The sequence below is a fragment of the Salinispora goodfellowii genome, assembly GCF_059570675.1.
This window is the reverse complement of record NZ_JCANTD010000068.1, coordinates 1-5,829: the sequence shown is the minus strand read 5'-3', so window position 1 is coordinate 5,829 and position 5,829 is coordinate 1. Positions and strand designations below refer to the sequence as shown.

1 protein-coding gene is annotated in these 5,829 nt (G+C 73.7%); it reads left to right on the top strand.

Features of this window, described 5'->3' with window-relative positions; translation table 11 throughout:
* Positions 1-5,829 (top strand): SDR family NAD(P)-dependent oxidoreductase (locus T398_RS26430; RefSeq protein ID WP_496450522.1); only part of this gene is annotated, 5,829 nt, incomplete at both ends.

The following is a 5,829-nucleotide window of genomic DNA, read 5'->3' as shown; positions in this document are numbered from 1 at the left end:
CGGGCACCCGGTTGGGTGATCCGATCGAGGCGCAGGCGTTGTTGGCCACCTACGGGCAGGATCGTGCGCGGCCGTTGTGGTTGGGGTCGATCAAGTCGAACATCGGTCACACCCAGGCCGCCGCCGGTGTCGCTGGGATCATCAAGATGATTTTGGCGATGCGTCATGGTGTGTTGCCGGCGACGTTGCACGTCGACGAGCCGACCCCGCACGTCGACTGGACCGCCGGGGCGGTCGAGCTGCTGACCGAGGCCCGGTCGTGGGAGTCGGAGGGTGGTCCTCGACGCGCCGGCGTGTCGGCGTTCGGGATCAGCGGCACCAACGCCCACCTGATCCTGGCGGAACCGGCCGCGCCGCCCGCCGTGATCGAGAGGCCCGACGTCGAGGGTCCGCTGCCGTGGTTGGTCTCCGCGCGGTCGCCGCAGGCGCTGGCCGCGCAGACCGTCCGCCTGCACGATGTCGTCGCTGCCGAGCCGGAGTTGGATGCGGCGGCGGTGGCGTGGTCGTTGGCGACTGGTCGGGCGGCGTTGGAGCATCGTGCGGTGGTGCTGGCCGGTGGTCGGGACGGGTTCCTGGCTGGTTTGGGGGCGTCCGGCGGGTTGGACGTCGTGGTTTCGGATGCGGTTGTGGTGTCGGGTGTGGTGTCCGAGGGCGGCTTGGCGGTGCTGTTCACGGGGCAGGGTGCGCAGCGGGTGGGGATGGGTTTGCGGTTGGTCGACCGGTTCCCGGTGTTCGCGGAGGTGTTCGACGGGGTCTGTGCCCGCTTCGATCAGCTGTTGGATGTGCCGTTGCGGCAGGCGATCGATTCCGAGGCGGTCCATCGGACGGTTTATACCCAGGCGGGTTTGTTCGCGGTTGAGGTGGCGTTGTTCCGGCTGGTCGAGTCGTGGGGGGTCGTCCCGGACTTCCTGCTGGGACATTCGATCGGTGAGGTCGCTGCCGCGCATGTGGCGGGGGTGTTGTCGCTGGATGACGCGGTCACCCTGGTGGCGGCGCGGGGTCGGTTGATGCAGGCGTTGCCGGCGGGTGGGGCGATGTTGGCGGTGCAGGCGTCCGAGGCCGAGGTGCGGGAGATCATTGCTGGCACGGGTGTGGATGTCGCCGCGGTGAACGGTCCGGCGTCGGTGGTGGTCTCCGGTCCGGCCGAGGTGGTGGAGGAGTTGGCGTCGCGGTTCGCCAAGGCGACACGGTTGGCGGTGTCGCACGCGTTCCACTCGGCGTTGATGGAGCCGATGCTGGCCGAGTTCGCCGCGGCGATCGGGCACATCGAGTTCGGCATGCCGCGGATCCCGATCGTGTCGAACCTGACCGGTGAGCCGGTGCAGGAGTTCACCGTGGACTACTGGGTGCGCCACGTGCGGGAGGCGGTGCGTTTCCACGACGGGATGACCTGGCTCGCGGAGCACGGGGTGACCCGGTGCCTGGAGGTCGGCCCGGCCGGTGTGCTGTCCGCGACGGCGGCGCCGGAGCTGACGTACGTGCCGGCGTTGCGCAGGGACCGCGACGACACCGACAGCCTGTTGCACGCGGTCGCGACGCTGTGGACCGCCGGCGTGCCTGTCGACTGGGCGGCGATCCTGCCCGCCGCGCCCCGCGTCGACCTGCCCACCTACGCCTTCCAGCGGGACCACTACTGGCTGACTCCCCTCGAACTGCCGACGACGACCGCCGACCCCGTCGAATCGGCGTTCTGGCAGGCGGTCGAGGACGACAACCTCGCCGACCTGCTGCACACCGACGTCCCGGCGTCGCTGAGCGCCGCGCTCGCCGACTGGCGCCGCGACCGGGTCGCGGCCACCGAGGTGGCGTCCTGGCGCTACGACGTCACCTGGCGCCCGATCACCGACGCCGCCGAGCCGGCCACCGGCACCTGGCTCGTCCTAGCCCCGATGGCCGGAACCGCCGAGGCGTTCCTCGGCGGCCTCGGCCTCGACCTCGTCGAACTGGTCGTGACGGGCGACGACCTGGCCCGGCAGCCGCTGGCCACCGCGCTCGCCGCGGTGGCGCACGACGTCGACGACCTGGCCGGCGTGGTGTCACTGCTCCCGGCCGGCTCACCGGCCGACGCCCACTACGGTTTCCTGACCACGGTGCAGGCCCTCGCCGACAGCGGCGTACCGGCCCGCCTCTGGTGGATCACCCGCGGCGCGGTGTCGATCGGCCGCTCCGACCCGCTGACCGATGTCGCCGGCTCGATGCTCTGGGGCGCCGGCCGGGTCGCGGCGCTGGAACTGCCGGAACTGTGGGGCGGCCTCGTCGACGTGCCGGCCGACACCGACGAACGGACCCGCCGGCGGGTGGTCCACCTCCTCGGCGGGGCCGAGGACCAGGTCGCCGTACGCGCCTCCGGCGTCTTCGTCCGCCGGCTGCGGCCCGCGGCGACCCCGTCACGACCACCGGCGCCGCGCACCTGGGACGGCGCGATCCTCGTCACCGGGGGCACCGGCGCGCTCGGCGGGCAGGTGGCCCGCTGGCTGGTCGGTCGGGGCGTACGGCGGCTGGTGCTGACCTCCCGGCGGGGCGCCGACGCGCCGGGTGCGGCCGAGTTGGTGGCCGACCTCGCGCCGGCGCAGGTGTCGGTGGTGGCCTGTGACGTCTCCGACCGCGCGCAGGTGGCCGACCTGCTGGCCGGCATCCCGGACCTGTGCGGCGTGGTGCACGCGGCCGGTGTCTCCGGCGTGGGCCTGCTCACCGAGACCGACGCGGACGACTTCGCCGAGATCGTCCGGGGCAAGGTCGCCGGCGCCGTGCACCTGGACGCGCTGACCGAGGGCCTCGACCTGTTCGTGGTGTTCTCCTCGATCTCCGGGGTGTGGGGCAGCGGCGGTCAGGCCGCCTACTCGGCCGGCAACGCGTTCCTGGACGGCCTGGTGCAGGCCCGCCGGGCCGCGGGCCGGGCCGGCACGGCGGTGGCCTGGGGCCCGTGGGCCGAGGCCGGCATGCTGGTTGCCGAGGCCGGCGCCGAGGACTACCTGCGCCGTCGCGGGCTGCGGCCGATGCCGCCGGCGCTGGCGATCCAGGCGCTCGCCGAGGCGGTCGACGCCGACGCCGGCTGCGTGACCGTCGCCGACGTCGACTGGCCGCAGTTCACCGCGCTCTTCACCGCCGGGCGGCCCAGCCCGTTCCTCGCCGACGTCGCTCCGGCGCAGGAGTCGACCGCCCCGCCCGGCCGGCCCGACTCCCCGTTCGCGGTCCTGACCGCGGCCGAGCGGCGCACCGCGCTGGTCGGCGCGGTGCGGGCCGCCGTCGCCGGGGTGCTCGGCTACGACACCGTCGAACGGATCGACCCCGGCAAGGCGTTCAAGGACCTCGGCATCGACTCGCTCACCGCGGTCGAGCTGCGCGACCGGCTACAGACGCTCACCGGCCTGACACTGCCCGCCGGCCTGGTCTTCGACTATCCCAGCGCGACGCTGCTCGCCCGGCACCTCGACGGGCTCCTCGGCGGAGCCGCCGCCACCACGATCGCGGCCCCCACCACCGTCGCCGACGACGAGCCGATCGCCATCATCGCGATGAGTTGCCGCTTCCCCGGCGGCGTCCGCAGCCCCGAGGAACTCTGGCGGTTCGTGCTCCACGGCGGGGACGCCGTGGCCGACTTCCCCACCGACCGGGGCTGGACCACCGACACCTCCGGGCTGTACGCACCGCTCGGCGCGTTCGTCCACGATGCCGGCGACTTCGACGCCGACCTGTTCGGCATCGCCCCGCGAGAGGCGCTGGCGATGGACCCGCAACAGCGGCTCTTCCTCCAGGCGAGCTGGGAGGCGTTCGAGCGGGCCGGACTCGACCCGCTCGGGCTCGCCGGCAGCCGCACCGGTGTCTTCGCCGGCACCAACGGCCAGGACTACGCGGCGCTGCTGCTGCACAGCACCGTCGACAGCTACGTCAGCACCGGCAACGCCGCCGCGGTGCTGTCCGGTCGCACCTCGTACACGTTCGGGCTGGAAGGCCCCGCGGTCACCGTCGACACCGCCTGCTCCTCCTCGCTGGTGGCCCTGCACCTGGCGATGCAGGCGCTGCGTAACGGCGAGTGCGACCTGGCCCTGGCCGGCGGCGTCACCGTCATGGCGACGCCCGGCGCGTTCGCCGAGTTCGGCCGGCAGGACGGCCTGGCCGCCGACGGCCGCTGCAAGCCGTTCGCGCAGGCGGCCGACGGCACCGGCTGGGGCGAGGGCGTGGGCGTCCTGCTCGTCGAGCGGCTGGCCGACGCGCACCGCCACGGCCACCAGGTGCTGGCCGTCGTCCGCGGCTCCGCGGTGAACCAGGACGGCGCGTCGAACGGGCTGACCGCCCCCAACGGGCCCGCGCAGCAGCGGGTCATCCAGCAGGCGCTCGCCAGCGCCCGGCTGGACCCCGCGGACGTGGACGCCGTCGAGGCGCACGGCACCGGCACCCGGCTCGGTGACCCGATCGAGGCGCAGGCGCTGCTCGCCACGTACGGCCAGCACCGGGACCGGCCGCTCTGGCTGGGTTCGGTCAAGTCGAACATCGGCCACACCCAGGCCGCGGCCGGCGTGGCCGGCATCGTCAAGATGGTGATGGCGCTGCGCGCGGGGGTCCTGCCGCCGACGCTGCACGTCGACGAGCCGACCAACCACGTCGACTGGTCCGGCGGCGCCGTCGAGCTGCTCACCGAGGCCCGCGACTGGCAGCCGGGCGCGCACCCCCGCCGCGTCGGCGTCTCGTCCTTCGGCGTCAGCGGCACCAACGCCCACGTGATCATCGAGGAGGCGCCCGACCGGGAGCTGGCCGAGCGGCCGGCGGGCCAGGCGCGCGGCGTCGACGGGCCGGTGCCGTGGCTGGTGTCAGCGCGGTCGGCGGAGGCGCTGGCCGGGCAGCTCGACCGGCTGCGCGACACGGTGGGGGAGCTGGATCCGGCGGCGGTGGCGTGGTCGTTGGCGACCGGTCGGGCGGCGTTGGAGCACCGCGCGGTCCTGCTGGCCGGTGCGCGTGCGGACTTGCTGACCGGCCTGCACACGTCCACCGGGCAGGACGTCGCCGACCGGCAGGCGTCCGCCGGCCTGGAGGCTGGCGGCTTGGACGCTGCCGGGTCGGATGCTGCTGGTGCGTGGGCGGCGGCGGTGTCGGGTGTGGTGGTCGAGGGTGGTCTGGCGTTCCTGTTCACCGGTCAGGGTGCGCAGCGTGCCGGGATGGGTTTGCCGTTGGCGGACCGGTTCCCGGTGTTCGCGGCGGCGTTCGACGCCATTTGCGCGCGTTTCGATCAGCTCCTGGACGTGCCGTTGCGTGAGGCGATCGAGTCCGAGGCGATTCACCGGACGGTCTACACGCAGGCGGGCCTGTTCGCGGTCGAGGTGGCGTTGTTCCGGCTGTGCGAGTCGTGGGGCATCATCCCGGACTACCTGTTGGGTCACTCGATCGGTGAGGTCGCCGCCGCGCATGTGGCGGGTGTGCTGTCGCTGGATGACGCGGTGACGTTGGTGGCGGCGCGCGGCCGGTTGATGCAGGCGTTGCCGGCGGGTGGGGCGATGCTGGCGGTGCAGGCGTCCGAGGCCGAGGTGCGGTCGATGCTGGCCGGCGGGGTGGACGTCGCCGCGGTCAACGGCCCCACCTCGATCGTCATCTCCGGCCCGGGGCACGAGATCGACGAGCTGGCCCCGCGCTTCGCCAAGGCGACCCGGCTCACCGTGTCGCACGCGTTCCACTCCGCGCTGATGGAGCCGATGCTGGCCGAGTTCGCGGCGGCGATCGGGCACATCGCGTTCGCGCCGCCGCGCATTCCGGTGGTGTCGAACCTGACCGGGGAGCCGGTCGAGGAATACACCGGCGACTACTGGGTGCGGCATGTGCGGGAGGCGGTGCGCTTCG